General features: G+C 59.7%; 18 protein-coding genes and 2 riboswitches. Of the genes, 3 read left to right on the top strand and 15 right to left on the bottom strand.

Annotated features, from left to right (window positions below):
* Window positions 1-22: 22 nt before the first annotated feature.
* Both TRM7557_RS07185 and TRM7557_RS07180 read right to left on the bottom strand, forming a co-directional pair.
* Window positions 23-769 carry a substrate-binding periplasmic protein gene (locus tag TRM7557_RS07185; protein WP_058289538.1) on the bottom strand — a complete coding sequence of 249 codons (747 nt, stop codon included), beginning with the start codon at window positions 767-769 and terminating at the stop codon, window positions 23-25.
* Window positions 770-815: 46 nt separating this feature from the next.
* Complete coding sequence (locus TRM7557_RS07180; protein ID WP_058289537.1) at window positions 816-1,592, bottom strand: substrate-binding periplasmic protein; 777 nt, start codon at window positions 1,590-1,592, stop codon at window positions 816-818.
* A gap of 478 nt (window positions 1,593-2,070) precedes the next feature.
* Between TRM7557_RS07180 and TRM7557_RS07175 the strand changes: the two genes are divergently transcribed.
* Window positions 2,071-4,101, top strand: a complete 2,031-nt coding sequence (locus TRM7557_RS07175) for a putative bifunctional diguanylate cyclase/phosphodiesterase (RefSeq protein ID WP_074942061.1) — start codon at window positions 2,071-2,073, stop codon at window positions 4,099-4,101.
* Here TRM7557_RS07175 and TRM7557_RS07170 read toward each other — a convergent pair.
* Window positions 4,098-6,005, bottom strand: a complete 1,908-nt coding sequence (locus TRM7557_RS07170) for a putative bifunctional diguanylate cyclase/phosphodiesterase (protein WP_058289535.1) — start codon at window positions 6,003-6,005, stop codon at window positions 4,098-4,100. The two genes, TRM7557_RS07175 and TRM7557_RS07170, sit on opposite strands and share 4 nt — an antisense overlap.
* A 17-nt stretch (window positions 6,006-6,022) precedes the next feature.
* Entirely contained in the window at window positions 6,023-7,219 is a 1,197-nt protein-coding gene (locus tag TRM7557_RS07165) for an FIST signal transduction protein (RefSeq protein WP_058289534.1), read from the bottom strand.
* A 339-nt stretch (window positions 7,220-7,558) separates the two neighbouring features.
* Between TRM7557_RS07165 and TRM7557_RS07160 the strand changes: the two genes are divergently transcribed.
* The gene (locus TRM7557_RS07160; RefSeq protein ID WP_235811423.1) at window positions 7,559-8,635 is read left to right on the top strand and encodes a 50S ribosomal protein L11 methyltransferase; all 1,077 of its coding nucleotides are present in this window, start codon (window positions 7,559-7,561) and stop codon (window positions 8,633-8,635) included.
* 21 nt (window positions 8,636-8,656) lie between these two features.
* On the opposite strand, the gene TRM7557_RS07155 is transcribed toward TRM7557_RS07160, so the two are convergent.
* The 10 genes from TRM7557_RS07155 to TRM7557_RS07110 all read right to left on the bottom strand — a co-directional run bounded on the left by TRM7557_RS07155 (window position 8,657) and on the right by TRM7557_RS07110 (window position 19,010).
* A complete protein-coding gene (locus tag TRM7557_RS07155) occupies window positions 8,657-9,430 on the bottom strand; it encodes an ABC transporter permease (protein WP_235811422.1) in 774 nt (257 codons plus the stop codon).
* Window positions 9,427-10,155, bottom strand: coding sequence for an ABC transporter ATP-binding protein (locus TRM7557_RS07150; RefSeq protein WP_058289533.1), 729 nt, complete (start codon window positions 10,153-10,155; stop codon window positions 9,427-9,429). The genes TRM7557_RS07155 and TRM7557_RS07150 overlap by 4 nt, the downstream gene beginning before the upstream one ends.
* 10 nt (window positions 10,156-10,165) lie before the next feature.
* Window positions 10,166-10,852, bottom strand: coding sequence for a thiaminase II (tenA, locus tag TRM7557_RS07145; RefSeq protein ID WP_058289532.1), 687 nt, complete (start codon window positions 10,850-10,852; stop codon window positions 10,166-10,168).
* On the bottom strand, window positions 10,849-11,799 hold the full coding sequence (locus TRM7557_RS07140) for an ABC transporter substrate-binding protein (protein WP_058289531.1): 951 nt from the start codon (window positions 11,797-11,799) through the stop codon (window positions 10,849-10,851). Before TRM7557_RS07140 ends, tenA begins: the two co-directional genes overlap by 4 nt.
* A gap of 12 nt (window positions 11,800-11,811) precedes the next feature.
* Window positions 11,812-12,612 (bottom strand): bifunctional hydroxymethylpyrimidine kinase/phosphomethylpyrimidine kinase, encoded by an 801-nt coding sequence (gene thiD / locus TRM7557_RS07135; RefSeq protein ID WP_058289530.1) that lies wholly within the window; start codon window positions 12,610-12,612, stop codon window positions 11,812-11,814.
* A gap of 121 nt (window positions 12,613-12,733) precedes the next feature.
* Window positions 12,734-12,825: riboswitch (TPP riboswitch) on the bottom strand.
* A 125-nt stretch (window positions 12,826-12,950) separates the two neighbouring features.
* Window positions 12,951-13,922, bottom strand: a complete 972-nt coding sequence (gene nrdF / locus TRM7557_RS07130; protein ID WP_058289529.1) for a class 1b ribonucleoside-diphosphate reductase subunit beta — start codon at window positions 13,920-13,922, stop codon at window positions 12,951-12,953.
* 27 nt (window positions 13,923-13,949) lie between these two features.
* Window positions 13,950-16,073 (bottom strand): class 1b ribonucleoside-diphosphate reductase subunit alpha, encoded by a 2,124-nt coding sequence (nrdE, locus tag TRM7557_RS07125; protein ID WP_058289528.1) that lies wholly within the window; start codon window positions 16,071-16,073, stop codon window positions 13,950-13,952.
* Window positions 16,055-16,522, bottom strand: a complete 468-nt coding sequence (nrdI, locus tag TRM7557_RS07120; protein ID WP_058289527.1) for a class Ib ribonucleoside-diphosphate reductase assembly flavoprotein NrdI — start codon at window positions 16,520-16,522, stop codon at window positions 16,055-16,057. The genes nrdE and nrdI overlap by 19 nt, the downstream gene beginning before the upstream one ends.
* A gap of 3 nt (window positions 16,523-16,525) precedes the next feature.
* Window positions 16,526-16,750, bottom strand: coding sequence for a glutaredoxin-like protein NrdH (gene nrdH / locus TRM7557_RS07115; protein ID WP_058289526.1), 225 nt, complete (start codon window positions 16,748-16,750; stop codon window positions 16,526-16,528).
* A 92-nt stretch (window positions 16,751-16,842) separates the two neighbouring features.
* Window positions 16,843-17,033, bottom strand: a riboswitch (cobalamin riboswitch).
* Window positions 17,034-17,360: 327 nt separating this feature from the next.
* Complete coding sequence (locus TRM7557_RS07110; RefSeq protein WP_058289525.1) at window positions 17,361-19,010, bottom strand: GMC family oxidoreductase; 1,650 nt, start codon at window positions 19,008-19,010, stop codon at window positions 17,361-17,363.
* A gap of 104 nt (window positions 19,011-19,114) precedes the next feature.
* Between TRM7557_RS07110 and TRM7557_RS07105 the strand changes: the two genes are divergently transcribed.
* Entirely contained in the window at window positions 19,115-19,993 is an 879-nt protein-coding gene (locus TRM7557_RS07105; protein ID WP_058289524.1) for a LysR substrate-binding domain-containing protein, read from the top strand.
* A 92-nt stretch (window positions 19,994-20,085) separates the two neighbouring features.
* Here the strand turns inward: TRM7557_RS07105 and TRM7557_RS07100 are convergent, their stop codons facing one another.
* A complete protein-coding gene (locus TRM7557_RS07100; protein ID WP_058289523.1) occupies window positions 20,086-22,875 on the bottom strand; it encodes a bifunctional aconitate hydratase 2/2-methylisocitrate dehydratase in 2,790 nt (929 codons plus the stop codon).
* Window positions 22,876-23,167: the final 292 nt, after the last annotated feature.

Below are 23,167 nucleotides of genomic sequence, written 5' to 3'. Positions count from 1 at the left end.
AATGCCCCCCTTCCCTTGGTTGTTATTTCAGATGCTTGGACATGACCTCGTCGATGGCACCACTGGCCTTCAGGGCCTCCAACGCCGCGTTGAACCCGGCCAACAGTCGCTCGGTTTCGGGATGGGCCCGGCTGAACAGAACATGCTGGACAGAGGTGCGCACGGGCTCTTCGATCATACGAAAGGCGCTGCGCTCCAGACCAAGATTGTCCACTGTGGTCCAGCCGATCCGGTCATTGACCCGCACCACATCGGCACGGTTTGCAGCAATCATCTGAAAGCAATTTGACAGCGTCTGCGGCCGCACAAGGGTTATCACCCCGGCCTCCACCAATTGCTCAAGCCCAGAGGTGTTATAGCTCAGCGCCAGACACAGCCGCGCGCCCTGCAGGTCGGCTTCGGTTATCCCCCGGAACGGCGCCTCAGCGCGGGTAAAGAAATACTGGCTGAAGGTATAAAGCGGCTCGGAGTAGGCCAGCGTCTTTTCCCGCTCTGCGTTGTAGCTCCAGGGAAAGGTTGCCAGATATTTGCCAGCCTGCGTTTCCACCATTCCGCGTTCCCACGGGCGAAACAGGATTTCCACTGGCTCTGACATCTGAAGAAACGCGCGGCGCACCACTTCGGTGGCCAGCCCCCCTTCGGGCAATGTTTCATCTGCAAACGGCGGATAGTCGTTCCCCGTCAACACCGTAACCCCTTCGGCTGCCGCCCAAAACGGGATCACAAAAGGCGCGACACTGAGTGCAATCACCAAACGGATCTTGCGCATTGTCTTTCCCTCCTCTCGCCTCTGCGTGACCTAGGCCCGCGAGGTCTTATTGGAATTCGCGTTGGATATAGGCGTCGATCATCGCTCCTTTCTGGTCGAGTGAGGCCAAGCCGCGATCAAAACGATCGCGCAATTCCCGTCCCTTGGCATCGTCTTTGAAGCAGACGTGCAGGGGTTGCTCGGCCAAGGGTTTTGCGTTGAAACCAATCCGGATTTTCTGGGCCCACAGGCTGGGTTCCGTGCGCACCAAATACCGCATCACCCGCTGGTCAATCACGACGGCATCCACGCGCCCGGCCAGCAGGCGGCGCAGATTGGTGACATCATCCTTCGCAGACAGCACCTGCAGCGCTCCCTGCGCCACCATGTCGTCGAAGGCTTTTGTATTGCGATAACCAAGGACAGTGCCGAATTTGAGCGGTAACCCGCTAAGATCTTCCAGCACACGCCAGTTCAAAGGGTGTGGTCTGGGTTCGGCAAAGCCAAGGACACTGGCCCCAAACGGGGCAGAAGATACAAACCCCTCTTCATGGGTGCAGTCGTAGCCGGGGAAATAGGCGTGAACCGCCTCTGAATCCCGCGCCAAAGCCACCGCACGGTTCCAGGGAAGAAACCGGATTTCCACCTCCGCCTCGGGGGTCTCTGCTGCAATCGCCGCCCGCAAGACTTCGCTCGCGGCACCCTCACCGGGCAGGTGCGATCCGGTATAGGGGGGCCATTCCAAAGTGGACACAACAAGGTCCACCGGCGCCTCTTCAGCCGGTGCAACACTAGGCAGAACGGCCAGCACGGCCGCTGTAATTTGGATACGCGAAACAAACAACTCGAAACACTCCTGCCGGACAGAGTAGCAATCTGACCGTAAAATGGCAAAGCAAACGGTTAAATCATCGCCCGCAGACCAAGTCCTGTCGAAAGGTCAGCATGGGGAAAACACCCCCGCCGCCAGGTCGTCCACTGCGCCCAACACGGCCTGAACAGACCGATGTCATGGTTTTCTGCCGGATCGGTTCTGCAGGCCAGTGTCAGGCGACATCGTTGGTCCTTGCGCCTGCATCCGACGAATTCGAAGCCGTTGGGCAGGCGTTTTAAGGGCTTCGAAACCCGGAGCGACTAGGCTGAAACCTGTGTGTTAAATTGTGAAGGTTGCCCATGGATGTGCTTCGGCCCCTCCTCCTTTGGGGTGCATCCGCCCCCTCGGTCCCGCCCGACAGATCTGCATCCTGCGATGCGAGACTGGGGGCGTAATGCCAATCCGGACGTTTCGTGGATCATTGCTTTGGCGTTTGATCGTGCCCTGCATGCTGGGCCTGATTGCCGTTGCCGCAGCAAACACAGGCAGCTGGCTGGCCCGCTTCCAAACTGAAATCGAAAGCAGTTTTTATTTGCGCGGTGAAGAAACCACTGTTGTGATCGCCGACGCGGTGGCCAAGGCTGTCTGGACCTTTGACAGCGAACAGGCCCGCGAAATCATGACGGGTTTCGCCCATATCGAGGGGTTCACATTTGGCCTGATCCTTGCCGACGATATGCCTTTTGCCGAAACCCCGGCCCTCGCCACCGACGCGGATCTGTCCCGTATTGCCAACACCTTCGCCGCGTCCGGCGAAAGCCCGGTTCTGGAACTTGGCGGCAGCGTGCTGTTCAAACAGACCATTGTCTATAACGACACCAATCAGATCGGCGTTTTGGTCACGGGCTTCTCTATTGCGCCGACCCAGGCCCTGTTGCAGACCACCCGCCGCGAGACCGTTTTGCTGCAGGTGATCAGCTTCAGCCTGCTGGGGCTGATGATTGCCTTTGTGCTGCGCAGCGTGATCCGCCCCTTGCACGACATCACGCAGGTGATCGATGACGTCACCGGCGGGGATCTGGACCGTGACGTGCCGTTTCTATCCCGCGAAGACGAGGTCGGGCGACTGGCCACAGCGGTCGCCTTCCTGAAAAAGAACGCCAGGACTTTGATCTCTGTTGAGGCCGAGGCAGAGGCCAGCCGACGCATTGCCAAACAGGCGGTCCTTGATGAGCTGACAGGCCTGCCGAACCGCCGGGCCTTGATGAACCTATTTGAGGAACTGGATCGGGAAAACAGGCTCGATACGCCACGCCGGGTGGCCCTGCTGCATATGGATCTTGATGGGTTCAAACAGATCAATGACACCTTGGGCCACAAAGCAGGCGATCATGTGCTTTGGGTTGTGGCCACGCGACTGCGCGCGGTGGGCGGGGCCTGCCGGGGCATTGCACGCATCGGTGGGGATGAATTTGTCGCCGTTCTTGTCGCAGACACCGATGTTGCGGCCTCGGCCAAACAGCTGGCGGACGCGCTGATTCCGGCCCTGCGCGCGCCCAGCGAATTCGAAGGGCAAACCGTCCGCGTCGGCTGTTCCATCGGGATTGCCTATCACGACAGGAACAATCGCGATCTTTTGGAGACCCTCGTTCAGGCGGATATTGCGCTTTATAAGGCGAAGGGAAACGGCAAAAACCAGTGGATCGAATTTGACGAAGCCCAGCGCCGCGCCGTCATCGAACGCAAGGACTTGACCGACCAAATTCAACAGGGTTTGGAACGCGCAGAGTTTGTTCCCTTTTTCCAACCGATCGTCGATGCGCAAACCGGCAAGATCCGCGGGATCGAGGTCCTGTCGCGCTGGCAGCATCCCGTCCGCGGCCTTGTCGGCCCCGATCATTTCCTCGCGCTGGCAAAAGAACTCAAGCTGATGCGTTTTATCGACCGGACCATTCTGACCCAAGCAATAGAGGTCATTTTGGAGGTCGCAGACCTGCCTGAGTTGCCGCATCTTGCGGTCAATGTCTCTGTCGAACGGCTGATGGAAACCGATCTGATGGAGGTGGTGAAATCGATGCAGGACAGCCCCGTTCGCCTGGTGGTGGAACTTCTGGAATCGGCTTACCTGGATGATCTTGGCGAACGTGTCATATGGCGCATCGACGAATTGCGCGAACTGGGCGTTGGCATTCACATTGACGATTTCGGCACCGGACATTCTTCGCTTGCAGGTTTGCTGCGGGTGTCGCCGGATGTGATGAAAATCGACCGGCGGTTCGTCGCCGCCGCCCCCCATTCCCGCAAAGAGCGCGCCTTGATTGAATCCATGCTTGGCATTGCCAAAACCTTCGGAATCGAAACCGTGTGCGAAGGGGTTGAAACCGATGAACAGGCCGAACTGGTGCGCAGCCTTGGGTGCACCATGCTGCAGGGCTTTCGCTATTTCCGCCCTATGGACGCCGAATCCCTGAAATCCGTCTTGCGCCGCGGCGAGGTTGCTGACGTGCATGGCACCGCACGTCAGTCCTCTGCCGGCTAGGCGGAGTGCGCGGGTTTGTCCCAAGCGGCATCCGGAAACCTGTAGACCAGCAGGTCCGCCAGGGGCATGGGCCGCGCAAAAATATAGCCCTGCACCATGTCCACCGCCGTATGGTGGCGCAGGAAATCCAGGTCCTCCGGATCTTCAACGCCCTCCGCAACGGTTTTCTCTCCTGCATTCCTCGCAATCGCGCAGATCATCGACACGATCTGCTGTTTGGCCGGATCACGGTGGATCCCAGCGATCAAAGCACGATCGATTTTCAGCTCATAGGCCTCCAGGGCGGCCAGCTGCGCCAGATTGGAGTATCCGGTTCCAAAATCATCAATGGAGACCAAAATCTCGTTCCGTGCCAGTTCGGGTTGAATATGGGTGCGAAACAGCTCCACATCCAAAGCTTCGTCTTCGGTGATTTCAAGAACCAAGCGCCCGCGCAGTTCTGCCGATGACAGCAACGCCAAAAGCCGTTTCATAAACTCGCGGTCCTTCAATTGCGTCGGGGTCACATTGATCGACAGCTTGACCTTTCGGCCGAAACGGCCGGTCAGCAACGGCAGGTCATCCACCAATTTGCGCACCGCCTGAAACATGATCCTGTCCAGCAATCCCTGTTCCTCGGCTGTTGAGAGGAACGCGCCGGGGGCCGTATATTCGGCCTCCCCGGTGCGCCAGCGCAGCAGCACTTCAAACCCATGCAGCGCCCCATTTCGAATGTCGATCTTGGGCTGGAAAAAGGGGACGAAATCTTCGCGCTCAATCGCGTCGTGCAGCCGCGTCTCCAGCTCCATTTTTGCCGTCAGCTCATGGGCCATACCAGCGTCAAAAATCACCGGCAAAGCGCCACCAGATGCTTTGGAGCGATACATTGCCATATCCGCCGCCCGGCGCAGCTGCACTTGATCGGTGCCATCTTCGGGAAACCTGCTGACGCCGATTGCCGAAGAGGCGTCGATCAAAAACCCCCTGAGGCTGTGAGTGTTGCTCAGAACCTCGGCCAGATGGTCGATGAAAAACCCCAGTTCAGCGCGATCCGGAACCGAGCGGATCAGCAGCAGAAACTCATCCCCGCTGATCCGGGCTGCGACATCGCCCTCGCCCAAATGCGTATTGAGCCGCTCGGCCACCGACAGCAACAATGCATCGCCGATTTCGTGCCCGTAGTAGTCATTGACCCGTTTGAACTTGTTCACATCCAAAAACGCCAGGGCAAACCGGTCGTCGGCCCCACCATTGGCAATCGCGTCCTCCAAGATCATGTCGATCTTGATCCGGTTGGGCAGCCCGGTCAGCGTGTCGAAATGCGCCTGTTTTTCCAGTTCCCGTGACTGGACACGCAACATGCGGTTGGTTTCCTCGGTGCGCGCACGATCGCGCATAGAGAGGGCCTGATTGGTCAGGGGCGCAAACCGGCGCCCCAAGGCAATGTCCTGACGACCAAACCCATCTTTGTCTGCATTGCGCCACAGCACGACGATCCCGCGCGTTTCCCCAAAATTGATGGGCAGGTACAGCGCGGCCCGATCTTCGCCCGTCACAATCGGACTGGCCGCCCCCGCCAAACCCGACGCAACGCGCCCCGCAAGCACCTTTTTCAAGATTTTGTCGGGCTGAACCCGACGCCCCAGAGCCGACTTTTGGGTGGCCGACACACACAGAAGATCGTCACCGGACTTGCCTCTTGCCTCGGTCCGCCGCTCGGCCACCAGGGCCAGGGCATCGTCATGTTGCAAAATGCAACCAAGCGACTGGAAGGCAATGGCAAAAGGGTCTGACCCCGCCTCGGTCGACAAGAGGCTCTCAATACCGGACAACAGCAGCTCCGACTGGGCCGCCTGCTCGCGCCGGCTTTTCAGTTCTTCCTGCAATTGCGAAAGGATGTCGCGAAGTTCCTCGACGGACTGCATCCAGCGCGCTCCCTAGATTAGCCGCCGAAGACAACGGCCGAGATCATGAGGTTGGCATGCAGGTTCCGATTCACCAACATTCCCTGTTCGCCAAAGGTAAACGTGCCAAGGAACGCGGTTTGTGACGGCAGCGCTTCTGCGACGGCATCATGCACATCCGAAACGGCCTCTCCCACGGCAAGACGACAGCCACCACAATAGACGATCAGAGCCGCCGTCGGCCTGTCGCAAGTCAGGTTCGCGGCCGCCTGCGCCACCACGCGCCCGGCCCGCGTGGTTAGCTTGTCTCTTTCGCCCGTCATGCAATGCACCTCGGTGCCGTTTTCCAGATTGGCAAAAAGGGTCAGCGCACCGCCGTCTGTGACCGTTTCAGGATGCACCAGCTTGTATTGCTGCACCCCATTGACCAGTCCCATTTCGACCCCGAGCGGATACATCGTGGTCTCGGCAAGGACGCTGCCGCCCGTGGCCAGCGGGGCCGCAATCGCCCCGTCTGTCCAGTCATTATAGAGCCGCGCCGCAGATTGCCCGTCAATCTGTGCAATCAAACGCGCCGGGTCAGATCCATTGCCCGCTCCGGTTTCAATGACGCCCTTCTGACCCGTCGGCTCATAACCGCCTTGGAACGAAAACCCGATTTCCCCTGACGGGAAGAAAACACCAACCGCAACACCATTGGTCAGCACCTGCCCCGCGGCGATCTGGCTCCAGGCGCCGGACACATCATTATCGGCCGCGCTGCCGCCAAAGATCGGGCAGTCAGCCCCCACCCGTTCGACCAGGGCGTCAATCACCGCCTCTTCCGCGCCGGGTGACTGATAGACCCAGATCAAATCCGGCAACAACCCCTCGCAATCGGCATCGATAAGCGCCTGATCCAGCGCAGACAGCGCCGCCACTGCAGGGTCGCCGCCCTTGTCCGCTGCACCGGTGCCAAAATCCCCGTCCGGGTCAAAAAACAGCATCACACCAATCGAATGAACGCCGCCCATTGCCTGTGCGCCCATCATGCCGCCAGACGAAGAGCCCCCCATCACCGGCACCTCCGGCAGGTGCCTTTGAAACCAGCTGTTCAGCAGATCTGCATCGTGATCACAGCCGTAGAACACAAAAGCCATGTCCGGCTGTCCCGGCACAGTGCGAAGCTGCGCTTCCAGATCCGCCAGCGCCTGATCTGTTTCCGATTGATCGGTTTGAATGGTGACTGCCTTCATCTTTTAACCCTGTACCCAGAAACAAACACAAAACGCCGACGCCCGAACAATGGCGCATCAAAAGCATACTTACGACCAACAGGTCCTTTGGCGCGTCTCGATACTAAACACGGCCCGTTAACAGCGGATTTAGCCCCGCAGACGGCTGCAATATAGCACCGCAAAAATAGGGGCTTTCGCCTGGGTCAGAATCTTTGAAATGCGCTGCCTTATTAACCCTCCTTTCAGCGCCTCGCTCTAGCTTGGCGGGTGCGGCGCCTTTCACCAACGCATTGGCAACACATGCGTAAAGCGCCGCGGCACGCCTTTGTGTCATTCATCAAGAAATGAGGAAATCAGGTGCTCCATTTTCGTTCCATTGAACAAGCTCTGGATCAATTTCAATCGGTCCAAGAGGCGGAAACGCTTGTCAATATGGCCAAGGCCCAACCGCTGTCCGACGGCGGGCTGCGCACGTCTCAACTGCTGGACGAGGCCCTGCGTCACGACCCCCATCAGCACGACGCACAACTGCTGCGCAATAAGCTGCATCAGATGTTTGTACCGCGCTGGCATTTCCCGATGCTGGCCGACACCGCGCGCAACCGCGCCTATGCCGAAGCCATTGCCGCCAAGGTCAAACCGGGCGACATCGTTCTGGACATTGGCTGCGGTGCCGGGCTGACCGCCATGCTGGCCGCGCGCGCCGGGGCCAAACATGTCTATGCCTGCGAACAGCAACCGCTGATCGCCGAAGCCGCCGAACGCGTGATCGCCGAAAATGGCCTTAGCGACCGGATCACCGTGCTGCGCAAATGGTCCCATACCATTGAGATCGGCGTGGATATGCCAGAGCCTGCCGATGTGGTGATTTCCGAAATCGTCGACACCGTTCTTCTGGGCGAAGGCGCGCTGGCAACGCTGACCCATGCGATGGGTGCCTTGGCCAAACCCGGCGCGCGCGCGGTGCCGGAACATGGCATCCTGAAGGCGCAACTGGTTGAAAGTGATAAACTTTTGAACCTCTGGCGGCCCGCCCAGGCCGAAGGGTTTGACCTCAGCGCCTTCCACAAATTCGCACAGGTCGCACAGATCACCCCCAATGATTTTGCCACCTGCGGCCTGCGCACGCTGGGCCCCAAGGCGGATCTGTTCACCTTTGACTTTACCCGCCCCAACACCAGACCCGCGCGCACCACGGCCGAGCTGGTCTGTGACGAACCGGGCAGTGTGCATGCGGTGTTCGTGAGCTTTGAAATGCAGCTCGCACCCGGCATTGTCCTGACCAATGATGTCACCTCGGATGGCCACTGGGGGCGCACGGCCTATCTGATGGACCAGCCGCTGGATGGGGTTCCGGGCGGGGCGCTGACCGTCACCGCGCAGCACGACAGCGCGCAGCTCAGCCTGTCCGTGAACACCCCTCACATGCACTAAACAGGCACCCCTCCCGAAGGTTCAGATCTTCGGGGGGGCCTCACCCGAGGCAGCCATGGCCGACACCCGGTTCGCCAGCATAGAGATCAGCCGGTGCAGCACCACCGTCATGATCGCCAGCACAAAGACGCTGGCAAACATCAGGTCCGTCTTTGCCCGGCCATTGGCCAGCAGCATTAGATAGCCAAGCCCGTTTGACGACCCCACCCATTCGCCAATCACCGCGCCAATCGGTGCATAAACGGCGGCGAGCTTCAGACCCGAAGCCAGCGACGGCAGCGCATGGGGGATCTTGATGCGCCACATGACTTGGCTCGGTCTTGCCCCCATGGTGCGGGCCAGATCCAGCAGCCCCGACGGCGTCCGCGACAGCCCGTCATAAAAGGCCGACGTCACAGGGAAATAGATGATCAGCACCGCCATAATGATCTTGGAGCCCATGCCATAGCCGAACCACAGCGTCAGGATCGGGGCGAGCGCGAAGACCGGCACTGCCTGGGTAAAGACCAGCAACGGCAGCGACAACCGCGCCAAACGCGGCGAGGTCGCCAGATTGATCGCCGTCGCCACCCCCAGCAGGATGCCAATCACCAGCCCCAGACCGATCTCGGTCGCGGTGACCAGCGCATGGCCGCTGATGCTCTCCCAGTTTTTATAGCCTGCCTGCGCCACGCGCAGCGGGCCGGGCAGAATGAAATGCGGCGCATTGGTCAGCCAGACAACCGCCTGCCACAGGCTGAGGCCGATCAGCGGCGCCAGGATGGGGTATTGCAGGCGTTTCAACAGGTTCATCATGCCGCAGCCCCCCGCAGATGGGCCAGCAGCGCCGCCTGCCCCTGCAACACTTGCGGGTCATCGGCGCGACGAATGGGGGCGCTGTCTGGTACAGGCCAGTTTTGCGTGCCCTCGGCCGTCAGCAGGATGATCCGGTGGCCCAGGCGGCAGGCCTCTGCCGGGTCATGGGTCACCAAGAGCACCGTGCGCCCGGCCAGCACCTCGGCGGCGAGGTCCTGCATATCCGCGCGCGTGCCTGCATCCAGCGCCGAGAAGGGTTCGTCCAGCAAGACCACCGGGCGGTCCTCCATCAAGCAGCGCGCAAGGGCCGCGCGTTGACGCATGCCGCCAGAGAGCGCCGCCGGTTTTGCGTCGCGGTAGTCGCGCAGACCCACCCGGTCGATCAGCTGATCGGCACGGCCCAGGTCAGCAGTGTCACCCCGCAGTCGCGCGCCCAGCACCACATTTTCGCGTAATGTCAGCCACGGCAGCAGCAGATCGGTCTGCGCCATGTAACTTGCGCGCCCGTCAATCGGCGCACCGTCACCAGCGGTGATGTCTCCGGTGAACGCCCCTGCCACCTCCAGCCCAAGGATCAGCCGCAGGATGGTGGATTTCCCCATCCCCGACTTCCCCAGAAGGCAGGTCCATTCCCCCGCCTGCAGATGGAGGTTCACATCGGAAAACAGCGGGATCTGATCCAGCCTATAGCTGCCGGACAGTGTGATTGCGGGGGCATTTGTCATGTTTACTTACTCAAGCAGGCCGCAGGCCCATGTCCCAGAAACCGACCTCAAGCCGGGTTGCGGTGGTGAACCGGTCCTGCAACGCAGCCCAACGCGGACTGTTCAGAAAATCGGGACCCAGACGGCGCTCAATCGCGGCGTCAAACATGGTGCCCACCGCCTGCATCGCTTCTTGGTAGTCCGCCCCTGAATAGGTGGCAATCCAATCCGCATATTGCGTGCCCTCGGCTGCTTCGTCCGCCAGACGCAGGCCGATTTCACCATAGCCAAAACAGCAGGGCGCAAGCGCCGCGATCAGGTCCAGAAAATCGCCCTGAAGACCGGCATCCAGCACAAAGCGGGTATAGGCGAGGTTCTCGATCTCTTCGCGGGTGGCGAACAGGGCTTCTTCGTCAATGCCAGCCTCAGCGCAGGTCTGCACATGCAGCGCCATCTCGTGGTTGACCAGCGCATCCACCGTGCCTGCGCAGACCTTCATCTCGTCCAGCGTTTCCGACTTCACCACCCCCAGCGACCACGCGCGGGAGAAATGAACAAGGAACACATAGTCCTGCTTCAAATAATGCAGAAACGCCTCGCGGGGCAGATCACCACTGCGCAGCCCTTCGACAAAGGCGTGGCGCGTGTAGGCCGCCCAATCGCTTGGGCAGCCTTCCTGCAGCGCCGCAAAGGCGCGGCCATAGTGTGCGCCGCTCATTCGGCGGTCACGTCGATGGTGATCGCGGACACCGGATTGATGCTGTCGATCAGGCCTGCCTCGTGCAGGAAGCTTTCAAAACGTGCGTAGCGGCCTTCGTCCATCGCGGTCGGACGCAGGGCAAAGCGCGGCAGGGTATCGACCCAGGCGCGGGCGTTCAGCTCGTCGTTCAGCTCGGACGAATAGCCCGCAAAGATTTCCCAGCTTTCTTCCGAATGGTTGACCATGAACTGGGTCGCCTGCTCGGTCGCGGCGAGGAAGCGGGTGATCATGTCACGGTCCATCGAATTGGTGTTGGCGACATAGATCAGCTCATCGTACGGCGGCAGACCTTCTTCTTCGACATAGAAACAACGCCCCGCGACACCTTCGATGTCCATCTGGTTCAGTTCAAAGTTACGGAAAGCACCAATCACGGCGTCGACCTGACCGGACATCAGCGACGGCGACAGGGACCAGTTCACATTGACCAGTTCCACCTCGTCCAGCGCGACGCCGTGGGTTTTCAGAACCGAGGTCAGAACCGCCTCTTCCACACCGCCGACAGAGAAGCCGATCTTCTTGCCTTTCAGGTCCGCAGGGGTCTTGATCGGGCCGTCTTCCAGCGCCAGCAGGCAATTCAGCGGGGTTGCAACCAGCGTGCCCACGCGCTGCAGCGGCAGGCCTTCGTGGATCTGCAGGTGCAGTTGCGGTTGGTAGGAGATCGCCAGATCGGCCTGACCGGCAGCCACCATTTTCGGCGGGTCCGACGGATCCGCCGGGGCGATGATCTCAACTTCCAGATCCTGCGCGGCAAAGTAGCCTTTTTCCTGCGCGATGATGATGGGGCCATGGTCGGGGTTCACGAACCAATCCAGCATCAGGGTCACTTTGTCCGCCGCCATCAGCGGCGCGGCGATCAGCGACAGGGCCGAGGCCAAGGCAGTGTTGCGGATAAACTGTTTCATCAGAGCGTTTCCTTAGGAGTAAAACTTGCAAAAGTGGTGGGTCGGACCGTGGCCAGAGCCGACGGTCAGCTGATCGGCCTGGGCAATGGCCTGGGCGACATAGGATTTCGCGGCCTGCACGGCCTCGGGCAGCGGCTGGCCTTGGGCGATCTGCGCCGCCAGCGCCGACGACAGCGTGCAGCCGGTGCCATGGGTGTTTTTGGTCTGGGTACGCGCGGCCTCGAACCAATGCACGTCATCCGCCGTCACCAGCGCATCGGGGCTGTCGTCTTGTTCCAGATGCCCACCCTTCATCAGCACCGCACGCGGGCCAAGCGCGCACAGCGCACGGCCCTGCGACACCATCTCGTCACGGGTGGTGGCAGGTTCCAGACCCAGCAGATGGGCGGCTTCGGGCAGGTTCGGGGTCAGCACATGCGCCAGCGGCAGCAGCGCGCTGCGCAGGGTCTCAATCGCGTCATCGGCCAGCAGCGGCGCGCCGCCTTTGGCGATCATCACGGGGTCCAACACGATCGGCACATTCTTGTGGGGCTGCAGCGCGTTTGCCACGGCCTGTGCAATTTCAGCAGTGGCGATCATGCCGATTTTCACACCATCGACGCGCACATCGTCAAACACGGTCTTGATCTGGTTTTCCACGAAATCGCCCGGCACCAGCTGAATGCCGGTCACCCCTTGGGTGTTCTGCGCCGTCAGCGCCGTGATTGCCGCCATGGCAAAGGCGCCATTGGCCGAAATCGACTTCAGATCCGCCTGAATACCCGCCCCGCCCGACGGGTCAGAGCCTGCAATGGAAAGGACATTGGCGATCATTTTACCGCTCCCGTTTGGTACTGGAAAACCAACACGGAAGGGATCGCGGCGCGCACAAAGACAAGCGGCTGATCTGGCTTCACGGTCTCGGTCTCCGACCGGCGGTAAAAAGGCAGATTGCGACCTTGCGCTGATACCTTCCCTCCGCCAGCATTATCTGGTTCAGGTTCAAAGGGTACGTCTCAGCCCATCTGGGCGCCCCCGGTTCTGACCGTCATAGGGGCGCAAAGACGTTCGGTCAACGTTTGAGAAACCAGATCCCCACCAGATCCCCAAACGCAAACAGAGGGGCCAGGGCCCCTCTGCGTGTCGTTTTTTGGCATTTGCGGGCTAAGCCCTTAGAAATCCCAATCTTCGTCTTCAGTCGCGACGGCCTTGCCGATCACATAAGAAGACCCAGAGCCAGAGAAGAAGTCGTGGTTTTCGCTGTCAGGGCTGAGGGCTGCAAGGATCGCCGGGTTCACCTCAGAGACTTCTGCCGGGAACAGCGCCTCGAACCCAAGGTTCTGCAGCGCCTTGTTCGCGTTGTAGTGCAGGAAAACTTTGACGTCTTCAGTCAGGCCGATGCCGTCATACAGTTCCTCGGTGTACTGGTTTTCGATCTCGTAGAGTTCGAACAGCAACGAGAAGGCATAGTCCTTCAGCTCCTGCTGGCGGTCTTCGCTCAGCTGCTCATAGGCGCGCTGGAACTTGTAGCCGATGTAATAGCCGTGCACCGCCTCGTCGCGGATGATGAGACGGATCAGGTCGGCAGTGTTGGTCAGCTTGGCGCGGCTGGACCAGTACATCGGCAGGTAGAAGCCCGAATAGAACAGGAAGCTTTCCAGGAACACGCTGGCAATCTTGCGCTTCAGCGGGTCATTGCCCGGCGCATAGGTGTCCAGAATCGCCTTGGCTTTGGCCTGCAGATGCGGGTTTTCTTCCGACCAGCGGAAGGCCTCGTCGATTTCCTTGGTCGAACACAGCGTCGAGAAGATCGAGGAATAGCTGCGCGCGTGCACCGCTTCCATAAACGCAATATTGGTCAGAACCGCCTCTTCATGCGGGGTCACCGCATCGGGCATCAGCGCCGGGGCACCAACGGTGTTCTGGATGGTGTCCAAAAGCGTCAGACCGGTGAAAACCCGGATCGTCAGCTCTTTTTCGTCATCCTTCAGGGTGGCCCAGCTTTGGATGTCGTTAGACAGCGGCACCTTTTCCGGCAGCCAGAAGTTCACCGTCAGGCGGTTCCAGACCTCGAGGTCTTTTTCGTCCTGCAGGCGGTTCCAGTTGATCGCGCGCGGGATCTTTGTCTCAGTCACGTCTTTCATGATCTCTTTCCTTCGAGCAATCAGGCCTTAGAGGGAGCAGGACACGCAGCCCTGAACCTCGGTGCCCTCAAGGGCCTCCTGGCGCAGACGCACATAGTAGATGGTCTTGATGCCCTTTTTCCAAGCATAGATCTGGGCGCGGTTGATGTCACGAGTCGTGGCCTCGGCCGGGAAGAACAGGGTCAGCGACAGGCCCTGATCCACGTGTTCGGTCGCCGCCGCATAGGTGTCGATCAGCGCCTCGGGGCCGATCTCGTAGGCATCGCGGTAATACTCCAGGTTCTCGTTCGACATAAAGGCAGCCGGGTAATACACGCGGCCGATTTTGCCTTCCTTGCGGATCTCGATCTTGGACACGATCGGGTGGATCGAGGAGGTGGAGTTGTTGATGTAGGAAATCGAACCGGTCGGCGGCACCGCCTGCAGGTTGCGGTTATAAAGACCGTGCTTCATCACATCGGCCTTCAGCGCCTCCCAATCGTCACGGGTCGGCAGGTCGTGGCCTTCAAACAGCTTTGCGACCACATCGCTTTCCGGCAGCCAGTCGCGGGTGGTGTATTTGTCGAAGAAAATGCCCGAGGCATAGTCGGACTTGTCGAAATCAACAAAGGTCTTGCCGTGTTCTTTGGCCAGCTCGCAGGACGTCTTGATCGCGTGATAAGCAATGGCTGCAAAGTAGACAGAGGTGAACTCCACCCCGTCTGCGCTGCCGTAATGGATGTGCTCACGCGCCAGGAACCCGTGCAGGTTCATCTGGCCCAGACCAATCGCGCGGCTTTCGTCGTTGCCCTTGCGCACGGAAGGAACCGAGTCGATGGCGGACATTTCAGACACAGCCGTCAGCGCCCGGATCGCGGCGCCTACGGTGCGGCTCAGGTCGTTGCCGTCCATGGTTTTGGCGATGTTCAGCGAACCCAGATTGCAGGAAATGTCGTTGCCCATTTCCGCATAACCCAGGTCTTCGTTGAACTTGGACGCAGTGTTCACCTGCAGGATTTCCGAACACAGGTTCGACATGTTGATGCGGCCGTCGATCGGGTTCATCCGGTTCACGGTGTCTTCAAACATCACATAAGGATAGCCAGATTCAAACTGGATCTCGGCGATGGTCTGGAAGAACTCACGCGCATTGACCTTGGACTTGCGGATGCGCTTGTCGTCGACCATTTCGTCGTATTTCTCGGTGACGGAAATCTCCGAGAACGGCACGCCATAGACCTTCTCCACATCATGCGGAGAGAACAGGTACATGTCGGCGTTTTTCTTTGCCAGCTCGAACGTGATGTCGGGAATGACAACGCCCAAGGACAGGGTCTTGATGCGGATCTTCTCGTCTGCGTTTTCACGCTTGGTGTCGAGGAACCGCATAATGTCGGGGTGGTGGGCGTTCAGATAAACCGCACCGGCGCCCTGACGCGCGCCCAGCTGGTTTGCATAAGAAAAGCTGTCTTCCAGCAGTTTCATCACGGGGATCACGCCCGAGGACTGGTTCTCAATGCCTTTGATCGGCGCGCCGTGCTCGCGGATGTTGGTCAGCAGAAGCGCCACACCACCGCCGCGCTTGGACAGCTGCAGGGCAGAGTTGATGCCGCGGCCGATGCTTTCCATGTTGTCTTCCAGACGCAAGAGGAAGCACGAGATCAGCTCGCCACGGGATTTCTTACCGGCGTTCAGGAAGGTCGGCGTTGCAGGCTGGAAACGACCCTCAAGGATCTCTTCCATAAAGGCCATCGCCTGTGTCTCGTCGCCGCGCGCCAGCGTCAGCGCGGTCATCACCACGCGGTCCTCGTAGCGTTCGAGGAAGCGTTTCCCGTCGCGGGTCTTCAGCGTGTAAGAGGTGTAGTATTTGAACGCGCCGAGGAAGGTCGGGAAGCGGAATTTCTTGGCATAGGCCGCGTCCCAGATGGCGCGCTGGAAGTTCATGGAATACTGATCCAGAACCTCTTCTTCGTAATAGCCTTCGCTCACCAGATAGCGCAGCTTTTCATCCAGCGAGTGAAAGAACACGGTGTTCTGATTCACGTGCTGCAGGAAATACTGCCGCGCCGCCATACGGTCGGCATCAAAGCGAATGTTCCCATCCGCATCATACAGGTTCAGCATCGCATTGAGCGCGTGATAGTCGAGACCGTTCAGATCGCTGTCGAGCATAGCTCTCTCTCCAGTTTTGCCAGCCCTTCCCGGGTGCGGGCAATGTCAGTGTCGGTTCCCGCCAGCTCGAAGGTATAGAGCAGCGGCACTTTGCATTTATCTGCAACGATGCGGCCGGCAAGGGCATAGGTCGCACCAAAATTTCGATTGCCGGTGGCGATGACACCCACAAGGGCCTCGCGGTTGGCTGGGACGTTCAGGAAACGGATCACCTGTTTGGGCACAGCACCCTTCCCTTCGCCATCTGCATATGTGGGGCAGATCAGAACAAAGGGCCCACCCTGCGGGGCGAGCTCTTCTTCCAGTTCGATGGGAATGCGGTGAGCGGTCCGGTCCAGACGTTCGACAAACCGATGGGTATTGCCCGAGCGCGAGGAGAAATAGACCAGCTCCAATGTGGTGGCCGCCGCCGTGCTATGTCCGCCCCCCAAGGCGTCCACAGCGCACATGGCTTAGGACGCCAGTCGCGCGATCATGTCAGGACGGAAGCCGGACCAGTGGTCTTCGCCTGCGATCACAACGGGGGCCTGACGGTAGCCCAGCTCGGTGACGCGTGTCATTGCGTTCGCGTCCTCGGTGAGGTCGACGACGTCATAAGCGATCCCCTTTGCATCCATGGCGCGGGTGGTTGCGGTGCACTGCACACATGCGGGTTTCGAATACACGATGACGCTCATTGGTCCTCTATCCTTTGTCTTGGGGTAAGGGCACCGTTCCGACAGAAGAGCAGCCTTCTTGCCGAACCCAGATCCCCGAACCCACCGTTCGTGGTTATTCCATGCTTGCGGCAGGTCTCCTGACTCGTGGCTTCACGCGCCGCCGACCTTCCCAGGACCCTTGTCCCAGTGGCTTTTCCGGCATTGCTCACCACTAACAGTTGCGGGGGCAGCGCCGGATTTTCACCGGCTTCCCTCTCAGCTCCCAGGGCATCCCGGAAGAACCGAAGCACCACTATATAGACGCATTGATGGCAAAATTGTCAACATATAGTTACCAACAGAAGCGCCGCTTACCTGTGGACAATTTCACCCTGGCGCAGATGCCGCGCCGCAAGACGTCCGGCAATACGCGGATGGCAGATTGGGTGCAAGCCCCGCCCTCAACCGCCATGTATCAGGGGTATTGCGGCCTTGTCTGCGCCGCATTCCTTACACCTTAAGATGGGGTCTTCGGCGCAATTCTGCAACCTGCTCCGCCCAAAGGTCCGTCGGCCGATGCACAAAAAAGAGCCGCACAATCGTTCAAAACGACGGTGCGACTCGAATCGTCCACGGCAGATTTCAGCACTCAGCTGGCCAGCGCGTGATCCTCCAGCACCAGCTCTGCCCCACGCGCCGCCAGCATCATGGTCGGCGCATTGGTATTGCCAGAGGTCACATTCGGGAAGGCCGAGGCATCAATCACCCGCAGCCCCCGCACCCCATGCACCCGCAGACGCGAATCCAGAACAGAATCGCGGGCCGTCTGGCCCATACGCGCGGTGCAGGACGCGTGGAAAACCGACCCGGACCGCGCGCGGAAGTTTTCCAGCAGCGCATCGTCATCCATTGGCACAATATCCGGGCTGCGCCGCTCGGTGGTCACGGCCTGCATCGACGGCGTCATGGCCATCTGCTGCAACAGGTGGCTCGATTTGATCGCAATGGCGCGGTCTTCCTCGGTGGCCAGCGAATTAGGCTGAATAACCGGCGCTTCCCGCGGATCGGCGGATTGGATCGAAATCTCGCCCCGGCTGGTCGGACGGCAAGGCTGCATGCACAAAAGGAACCCATTGCCCTTGTCGATATGCGGCTTGCCACCCGGTGTGGTGTAGTAGGATGCGGGATTGGCATAGACCTGCACATCCGGTTGCGCCGCGCCTTCGGTGCGGACAAAGCCACTGGTCTGGTTCACCGGAACGCTCAGCGGCCCACCACGCGTGAGCGCATAGCGCAGCGCCGCCAGCCCCTGCCCCCACAGCGATCCCAGCTTGGCGTTCAGGGTCTTCTCGTTGGCCCAGTAGAAATGACAGACCGCCAGATGGTCCTGCAGACCGCGCCCAACCTGGCTCAGGTCTTGGACCACCTCAATCCCCTTGGCTTTCAGCAGGTCCGACGGGCCAATGCCCGACAGTTGCAGCAGCTGCGGCGAATTGATCGCGCCTGCGGACAGGATCACCTCGCGGCCCGCGCGGGCCTCGACCTGCGCGCCCCGCTGGGTAAAGCGGACACCGGTCGCCGCACCGTTTTCGGTCAGCACCTTTTCGACCAGCGCGCCTTTGGCCACGGTCAGATTCTTGCGCTTCAGCGCCGGGCGCAGGAAAGCATCCGCCGACGACCAGCGCATCCCGTTTTTCACGGTCGATCGCACATAGCCCAGGCCTTCGCCCGGCACGAGGTTGCTGCCCTGCGGCGCGGCACCGTTCATATCTTCCAGCACACGCCAGCCCATATCTTCAGCCGCGCTCAGGAAATGTTCGCTAAAGGGGTTCATCTCGTGGGTCAGGTCGCTGACGTGGATTGGGCCCTTGCCCCGCAGGCGGCGGCTGCCGTCCTCTGCCGGTTCGTCCGTGGTTTCCAGCGCATCATAGGTGGCGCGCACATTGTCCCAGTTCCAGCCCGTCGCACCCGCAGCTTCCCAGTCATCAAAGTCATGCGGCAGACCGCGCACGTATGCCATCGCATTGATCGAGCTGGACCCGCCAATCACCTTGCCGCGCGGCCAATAGGCCTCGCGCCCTTTCAGGCCCGGATCCGAGGCGGCGTTATAGCGCCAGTTTACCTTGGGGTCGGAAAAGGTCATCCCATAGCCCAGCGGCACCTTGATCCAGGGGTGCAGATCGCTGCCGCCTGCCTCGATCAGCAGCACCTCAAACCGGCCATTTGCGGACAGTCGGTCGGCCAGAACGCAGCCGGCGGAACCGGCGCCAATGATGATGAAATCGTATGTCTGTGTCATGAGGGATGCTGCCTTTGGGAAACACCCCAGATTTCTGCTTTTTGCAGGGGTTGTTCAAACAATGCTTTTTGACCCTAAGACCTAAATCTGATTAGGTCTTACCTATGAAAGACCTGCCCCATGTCACCTGGCTGCGCGCCTTTGAGGCCGCCGCCCGCCATTCAAGCTTCGCCACAGCCGCAGATGAGCTGGGGCTGACCTCGGCCGCCGTCAGCCAACAGATCCGCCATCTGGAAAAACATCTGGACACGCAGCTTTTCCGCCGCCTGCCGCGCGGCGTGCAGCTGACCGAAAACGGCGTCGCCTACAGTCAGGTGGTGCGCAAATCCTTTGAAGATATGGCGATTGCCACCAGCGGTCTGTTCGGCAAAGGGCGGAAGCGGCTGGTGCGGGTGCGGGCCTCGATCTCCTTTGCGGCACTGGTGATTGCCCCCCGCCTGAGCGAATTTAAAGCGCAGCACCCCGACATTCAGGTGCAGATGACCACCTCGGTCTGGGCGGATCGCTTTGATGATGAGGCACTGGATGTGGACATTCGCTATGGTCAGGGCGATTGGGCAGACGGCCATGTGGTGCATCTCGGGCACGAGTTCGCAATCCCCGTCTGCCGTGCGGATTACGCCGCCCGATTTGGGACCGAGCCCACGCTTGAGGATCTGACCACCAGCGATGTGGTGCAGATCATTGGATCAGAAACCGACTGGAGCCGCCTTGCCGAACTGCACGAGCTGGATCTGGTGCCCGGCCCTGACTGGTTCAAAGTCGACAGCTCTATGATCGCGCTGCAGATCGTTGCCGCCGAACGCGGGCTGACCATGGTGCTGGAAAGCTTTGCCCGCCCGTTTCTGGACCAAGGGCGTGTGGTGGCCCCAACCACCCTGCGCCTGCCCAAACGCCGCGCGCATTATGTTGTGCTGAGCGAGCGCTCCAGTCAGACCGAAGAGGTCCGCCAGTTCTGCAATTGGGTCCAGACGCTGGTCTGACCTGACGCCCGTCCAGCCCCCAAAACACCAGCCCCAATAAAAAAGGCCGCGACGGTGTCCCTACGCGGCCTCTGTTCTTTATGTCGTTCGACTTAGAAATGCGCAGACTTCGTGGTCGACGGCGCCTGCAGCGGCGGCGCGAATTTGGTCAGGTTGATGCCTTCAACAGCGGCCTTGTACTCTTCCAGCGTCGGCGTGCGGCCCAGAATGGCGGCCAGCACCACAAGCGGGGTAGAGCCGAGCAGGCTTTCGCCTTTCTTCTCGGGCAGATCCCCCACAACGCGGCCCTGGAACAGGCGGGTCGAGGTGGCAAGAACCGTATCACCCTTGGCCGCTTTTTCCTGGTTGCCCATGCAGAGGCTGCAACCCGGACGCTCGAGATAGAGAATGTTCTCATACTCGGTACGGGCCTGAGTTTTCGGGAACATGTCATCAAAGGTGAAGCCAGAGTAGCGCTGCAGGATGTCCCAGTCGCCCTCTTCTTTCAGCTCATCAATGATGTTGTAGGTCGGCGCAGCCACAACCAGCGGTGCTTTGAACTCGACTTTGCCATTCAGCTTTTCGAGGTTCTTCAGCATCTGCGCGACGATCTTGATGTCACCCTTGTGCACCATGCAGGAGCCCACAAAGCCCAGATCAACCTTCTTCTCGGCCTTGTAGTAAGACACAGGGCGGATGGTGTCGTGGGTATAGCGCTTGGACACGTCTTCGTTGTTGACGTCCGGGTCAGCGATCATCGGCTCAACGATTTCGTCCAGATCAACAACCACTTCGGCAAAGTATTTGGCGTTGGCATCCGGCACCAGCGCTGTTTTCTCACCAGACTGGATTTCGGCAATGCGTGCATCTGCTTTGTCGATCAGACCCTGCAGCGTGCCAGCGGCGTTTTCCATGCCTTTGTCGATCATGATCTGAATACGGCTCTTGGCCAGTTCCAGAGACCCGATCAGCGTTTCATCGTTGGAAATACAGACAGAGGCTTTCGCCTTCATTTCTGCGGTCCAGTCGGTGAAGGTGAAGGCCTGATCCGCCAGCAGGGTGCCGATGTGAACTTCGATGACGCGGCCCTGGAAGACGTTGTCGCCGTGTTGCTTCAGCATCTGCGCTTGGGTGGCGTGCACCACATCGCGGAAATCCATGTGCTCTGCCATTTGGCCCTTGAAGGTCACTTTGACAGATTCCGGGATCGGCATCGCCGCTTCACCGGTTGCCAGTGCCAGTGCCACAGTGCCAGAGTCCGCACCAAAGGCCACGCCTTTGGACATGCGGGTGTGGCTGTCGCCGCCCACAATGATGTCCCAGTCATCCACGGTGATGTCGTTCAGCACCTTGTGGATCACGTCGGTCATGGAATGGTATTCGCCCTTCGGGTCACGCGCGGTGACGAGGCCGAAATCATTCATGAACTTCATCAGTTTCGGGATATTGGCCTGTGCCTTCTTGTCCCAAACAGACGCGGTGTGACAGCCGGACTGATAGCCCACGTCCACGGACGGGGAGATCACGGTCGCCGCCATCGCCTCGAGTTCCTGCGCGGTCATCGGGCCGGTGGTGTCTTGCGAGCCAACAACGTTCACTTTGACGCGCACATCAGAGCCCGCGTGCAGGGTCACGCCCGGGGTGGTGCCCAGCGCATTGCGGTTGAAGATCTTTTCAACGGCGGTCAGGCCTTGGCCTTCCACGGAGACTTCTTTGGACGGCGCGTAGGCGGATTTCAGGTCCTGACCCAATGCGGCGGCAGCAAATGTCTGCAGTTTCTTACCAAAGACCACAGCGTAAGAGCCGCCGGCCTTCATGAACTCGACCTTTTGCGGGGTGAAGGCAGCAGAGACGTCTTTCAACACGTTGCCGTCTGCATCCAGCAGGGTTTTGTCTTTGGTGTTGATGGTCAGCACGGTGCCGGTGGCAACAGAATAGGCCTCTTCCAGAACCGCTTCGCCGTCTTCATCCACAACCACATTGCCGTCCGCATCGGTCTTTTTGACCCAGTTGTCCAGATCGATACCGATGCCGCCGGTCACGCCAACGGTGGTCAGGAAGATCGGCGAAATGCCGTTTGTGCCCGCAACAACAGGCGCGATATTGACGAAGGGAACGTAAGGCGATGCTTTCTTACCGGTCCACAGTGCGACGTTGTTCACGCCGGACATACGGGACGAGCCCACACCCATGGTGCCTTTTTCCGCAATCAGCATGACGCGCGCATCAGGGTGCTGTTTCTGCAGCTCTTGGATGGCAACCTGATCTTCCGGAGAGCACATGCATTTGCCATGCAGTTCGCGGTCCGCGCGGGAGTGCGCTTCGGCACCCGGCGACAGCAGATCGGTTGAAATATCACCAATGCCAGCGATAAAGGTGACAACTTTGATTTCTTCTTCGACCTCGGGCAGCTTGGTGAAGAATTCTGCCTTGGCGTAGCTTTCCAGCAGCTCCTTGGCAATTGCGTTGCCGGCTTTGTAGGCCGCGTCCAGGCGGTCGGTGTCGGCCTCATAGAGGAAGACTTGGGTCTTCAGAACCTCGGCTGCGCTGGCAGCAGTTGCCGCATCATCGCCCAGCGCCAGATCCAAGAGAACCTCAACCGAGGGGCCGCCCTTCATGTGGGACAGCAGCTCGAACGCAAAGGTCGGGGTGATTTCCGCAACTTCTTCTGCGCCCAGAATGATCTCTTTCAGGAACTTCGCCTTTACACCCGCCGCGCTCGTGGTGCCGGGCAGCGTGTTGTAGATGAAGAAGTTCAAGGACGCTTCGCGCTCTGCGTTGCCGGTGTCCTTGATCTGGGCGATCAGCTCGCTGACCAGAGCAGCATCTTCAATCGGCTTTGCGTGAAGCCCCTGCTCTTTGCGTGTTTCGATTTCTGCTAGGTAGTCAGTATACAATGTCATGACGGCCTCGAAAGTTTAGCGTGAACACAGCTTGAACGCGGCGGGACAGAGGAGGTCTGGCGAGTCAGGGCCAAGCTATTTGTATGCCGTAGTATGCCAAACCGGAAGGAGAGGCAATATCTTCGCGCTCAAGATTATACGTTTAACCGCCTTGCTGAAACCCTACCGTTGGGACGGCGGTGTAATTTTGCGCGCGCTGGCGGAACCTTATCGGTAAAATCCGCCAAATCCGCCCCACAGAGCGACCAAAAGGTGGCGACACAGCTGGATCAAAGCGCATTCGAAACGTAGG

Origin of the sequence: Tritonibacter multivorans (assembly GCF_001458415.1) — a bacterium.
GTDB classification, from domain to species: domain Bacteria; phylum Pseudomonadota; class Alphaproteobacteria; order Rhodobacterales; family Rhodobacteraceae; genus Epibacterium; species Epibacterium multivorans.
This window is presented reverse-complemented; position numbering and strand designations above follow the sequence as displayed.